3 protein-coding genes are annotated in these 4,702 nt (G+C 46.4%); all 3 read left to right on the forward strand.

Annotated elements, in window-relative coordinates; translation table 11 throughout:
- The first annotated feature begins 140 nt into the window (after positions 1 to 140).
- The 3 genes from ACXLDX_RS13690 (at position 141) to ACXLDX_RS13700 (ending at position 3,974) form a co-directional block, all read left to right on the forward strand.
- On the forward strand, positions 141 to 716 hold the full coding sequence (locus ACXLDX_RS13690) for a flavodoxin family protein (RefSeq protein WP_457577747.1): 576 nt from the start codon (positions 141 to 143) through the stop codon (positions 714 to 716).
- A 117-nt stretch (positions 717 to 833) separates the two neighbouring features.
- The gene (locus ACXLDX_RS13695) at positions 834 to 2,219 is read left to right on the forward strand and encodes a sigma-54-dependent transcriptional regulator (RefSeq protein WP_457577748.1); all 1,386 of its coding nucleotides are present in this window, start codon (positions 834 to 836) and stop codon (positions 2,217 to 2,219) included.
- A gap of 450 nt (positions 2,220 to 2,669) precedes the next feature.
- On the forward strand, positions 2,670 to 3,974 hold the full coding sequence (locus ACXLDX_RS13700) for a pyridoxal phosphate-dependent aminotransferase (RefSeq protein ID WP_457577749.1): 1,305 nt from the start codon (positions 2,670 to 2,672) through the stop codon (positions 3,972 to 3,974).
- Positions 3,975 to 4,702: the final 728 nt, after the last annotated feature.

The following is a 4,702-nucleotide window of genomic DNA, read 5'->3' on the forward strand; positions in this document are numbered from 1 at the left end:
ATTGAGGTTAAGAATTGCAATCGGGTGTGGAATTGTATTCTGATTAACAGTGAAACTCAACATATTTGAGTTGTTGTGATCTCTCCGGTTGATTGCGGAGAAACCTCGCCCCCGGTAAATTTACAGGAGATAAATAAAAAATGAAAATTGTAGCTTTTTGTGGCAGCGCGAGAAAGAAAGGCAATACGGCAATGTTGCTGAAAACAGTACTCGAACCTCTTGCAGAGGCGGGTTTTGAGACCGAACTGGTGGAACTCGCTGGCAAGAACGTTCCGGGATGCAAGGCCTGCATGGGTTGTTTTAAAGAGAAAAACAGGAAATGCGTGTTCGATGGTGATGTGGTCAATGACTGTATTGAAAAAATGGAGGGGGCCGATGCTATTCTTCTCGGTTCACCCACCTATTTTGCCGATATATCCTCTGAGATGAAGGCGTTGATTGATCGATCGGGAATGGTTGCCCGTGCCAATGATAACATGTTTCGACGCAAACTCGGGGCAGCAGTGGTTGCCGCGAGAAGAGCCGGAGCCATCCATGCTTTTGATTCCATGAATCATTTTTTTCAGATAGGGGAAATGATCATTGTCGGCTCGTCTTACTGGAATATCGGTCATGGCCGTCAGAAAGGTGAGGTGTCAGGGGATGAAGAAGGGCTCGCTACCATGAAGACCCTGGGGGAAAACATCGGCTGGCTGCTGAAAAAGATGTATGGGTAGTTCTTGTGATCGGAGAGTTTTTATGAAAATCCGCGGCTGAAAATTGCAGTGTCGCAGTCGGGATTTTTATTGTTTTTGGAGACCGGGCCATAGAGTCCGGTTATGGTGCTTTAACTGATGAAAAAAGAAATGGGAAAGGTGACCACCGGGAAAAAACAATTACGGGTTCTGGTGGTGGATGATGATCAGGTTCACAGATTTATGCTTTGCTCCATGCTGGCTGAATGGGGCTTTCAGACTGTTGAAGCGGATGATGGCACGACAGCAGTTGAGGCCGTCGGGGAACATTCCTATGATGCGGTATTGATGGATATCCGTATGGCAAAAATGGATGGACTGGAGGCTTTTTCTATTATTCAGCAAAAAGATCCTTCCCTGCCCGTTATCATAATGACAGCTTATTCCTCTGTTGAGAGTGCAGTTGAAACCATCCAGCAGGGGGCCCACGACTATCTGACCAAGCCCCTTGATTTTGACCGGTTACGTCTGGCTCTTGAACGAGCTGTGGACCATCACCGGGTCACAGCGCAGAAAGTGAGGGAAAAGGAAGGCGGAGAGTCTCAGGATCTGCAGACACGGATCATCGGTTCTTCTCCACCCATACGGGAATTACTGGAAATGATCTCTTATGTGGCGCCAACGGAAGCCACAGTTCTTATTTCCGGGGAATCGGGGACAGGTAAGGAGCTTGTCGCCGAAGCTCTGCATGAAAACAGTGAAAGAAAAGGAGAACCCTTTGTCAAGGTCAACTGTGCTGCTCTTGCTGAAAACTTGCTTGATTCCGAGCTGTTCGGTCATGAGAAAGGTGCCTTTACCGGGGCCGAAAAGAGACGGGAAGGAAAATTTGTTCAGGCGGATGGTGGGACTCTTTTTCTGGATGAAATCGGAGAAACATCCCAGGCCATGCAGGTTAAACTGCTGCGGGTTCTTCAGGAGCAGGAACTGCAGCGTGTGGGCGGGGAGGAAACAGTCAGGGTTGATGTGCGTATTATCGCTGCCACCAACAGGGACCTTGAAGAGGAAGTACGTCGGGGCAGGTTCAGGGAAGATCTTTTCTACAGGTTGAATGTGGTTATGATTGTTGTTCCCCCCCTGCGGGAACGGGGAGATGATATCCGGGAACTGGTTGAGTATTTTGCCCGGAAATTCGCAAAAAAAAATAGACGGATTCTTGATGGAGTAACAGAAGAATGCATGAATATGCTCGCCAGTTATCCATGGCCCGGCAATGTCAGGGAGCTGGAAAATGCTATTGAACGTGGAATCATTCTTATGCGCGGGACCGAGTTGACCGAAAAGAGTCTCCCGTTGACTGTGCAGAAACAAGTGAAGCAACAGGATCTGGAAAAGGACAGAGGACCTGTTTCCATTTTTGAGGCGGAAAAACAGTTGATTTTAAAAACCTTGAAGGAAACGGATGGAAACAAAAGCCGGGCAGCAAAACTTCTTGGTATCACGAGAAAAACATTGAAAAATAAACTTGATAAATATGATGAATCGTGACAGGAACATGATTCTTGAAGTCCTTCGGTTGACTTGGATATTCTGCTGTGGTAAGGCTCTGAACGCACAAAGTAAAAGCTGATTACCCATGAAATTCGGCCAGTTTGGGGATATAGCTGTTTTATCAGGCTAGCCTACGGTCAAAAATCACTGGCAATCTCAATCGATAAGGAATTCAAATGAAAAAGTGTCAGTCCTAATCATTTTTTAACCAGAACAATGTGATTTTTGAAATACGCCTGATAAAACAGCCACATCCCCAGGTCCACAAGTATCAGGCTGAGTTTTGTACGTAATCAGCGTTCCACCTGGGCGTTGCCGGGGCAAATTTAAAAATAACTTTTGTTATTTAGAAGGAAGTAAAAAAACGATTTTCACCTGGAGGGCTGAGTAAGCGCGAAGTACTGCAAGGCAGGGAACAGAGTGGATTCGGAGAAGGAGTAAAACTGGATGAGAATGGATATAGTTCATATTGGTGCCGGAGAGTTGACTTATGAGATACGGAACATAGTCAACGTCGGGGAAAAATTACAGAAACTTGGTTTGAAAACCAACTGGGAAAATATAGGCGACCCCATAGCCAAGGGTGAAGAAGTTCCTGAATGGATGAAGGAAATCGTGGTGGAGGCGGTCCGCCGCGACTGTACTTACGGCTATTCTCCCACCAAAGGAGTTCTGGCCACCCGTGAATTCATCGCGGAACAGACCAATAAATTCGGGACAGTAAAGATTGATGCCGAAGATATTATTTTTTTTAACGGTCTTGGAGATGCGATTTCAAAGATCTTCGGGTTTTTAAAACGTACCGCCAGAGTTCTCGTGCCGACCCCCAGTTACAGTACCCATTCTTCCGCTGAAGCCGCACATGCCGGAACCAGCCCGGTTACTTATGTTCTTGACCCCAACAACCACTGGTATCCAGATCTGAATGATATTGAAAAACATGTGACCTATAACCCGGCCGTTGCCGGAATTCTCATCATCAACCCGGATAATCCCACCGGTGCAGTCTATCCGCGGGAAGTCATGGAAGCCATTGTGGAGATAGCCCGGAGGTACGATCTGTTTCTTATCTGTGATGAGGTGTATCAGCATATTTATTATAACGGCACAACCACAGCAACATTGGCTGAAGTGGTCGGGGATGTTCCGGCAATTGCCATGCGCGGGATTTCCAAAGAGATGCCTTGGCCTGGCGCGCGGTGTGGCTGGATTGAAGTGTATAACAGGGAGAAAGACCCGATTTTCAGTAAATACATTGATTCAATCCTCAACGCCAAAATGGTCGAAGTCTGTTCAACGACCCTGCCTCAGACAGTTTATCCCAAGGTGGTAACCCATCCTGATTATCCTGAATATCTACGGCTCAGGGTGGAACGGTATGAAAAATTTTCCAACATCGCCTACGACTGTCTCAAGAGTGTCAAAGGTGTCCTGGTCAACAGGACCAATGGCGCCTTTTATATGAGTGTCTGTTTTGAAGACGGAGTATTGACTGATTCCCAGACCCTGCCCATTGGAAATGAAGAAGTCAGGGAAATGATAGAAAACCTGGTGAGTCCGCCGGATACTGCCCTTGATAAACGGTTTGTCTATTACCTGCTTGGATCGACCGGAGTCTGTGTTGTACCTCTGACCTCCTTTGCCACTGCTATTAACGGATTCCGGATCACTCTTCTTGAGACAAGCGAAGAAGAGTTTGAAAACATTTTCCGCACCATCGCTGATGCCATAGAGCGATATCTTCGCAGTTGACAGTCAGTGTTCGTGTAATTGGTCACAGGGGTAACAACTCTGTGATTTTATTACCTCTGAGCTGTAATTGCTCACAGGTACCGCAGATTTTTGCAGGCTCTTTTGTTCGCTATAGCTACCTATGCGGGCAAAAGAGACCGTGAAAAGCTGGGGTACCTTGTGAGTACGTGTTTGTATGTTCACGCTGTTCCTGCCGCCTTTCGGGGCGGGAACAGCTCTTTTTTTCTCATGCCTGATTCAGAACCCGCCTGTTGCGTTAGATAGTGCCTGTCCATAGTTGGTCTTTTTGTCCGATATCTGCGTTGCCCGAAAAATTTCATCCTCGGAGGTAAGCGTAAACTCCGGTATCAATTATATGCCTGCGGTAAAATTTCCCGTGCGCCTTGATCTCGAACAAAAATCCTCATTTCTGGACAGACACTAACTCGGTTTTCCACATAAAAAACGACAGCCATCAAAACCATGCTCAACCGAAAACAGACTGCCTGACAGAACCGACATGCCGGGAGTTCTTGACAACAATTCTCAGATTATGGATAATTCATTATAAATGTAGAAAAAATCTCTGCTTCCATTTTTCTGTTGCCCCTTCTCGACCGAAAATGATTATGAAAAATAATGAGTTGATAATTAAAGGTATTATTTTCACCTTCTGCTCTATGCTGATCGGAGCCGGCACACCGGTTTCTGCTGATGAGTCAATGGCGGATTACCTTGATCTTCCCCTT

This window comes from Desulfomarina sp. (assembly GCF_054039375.1).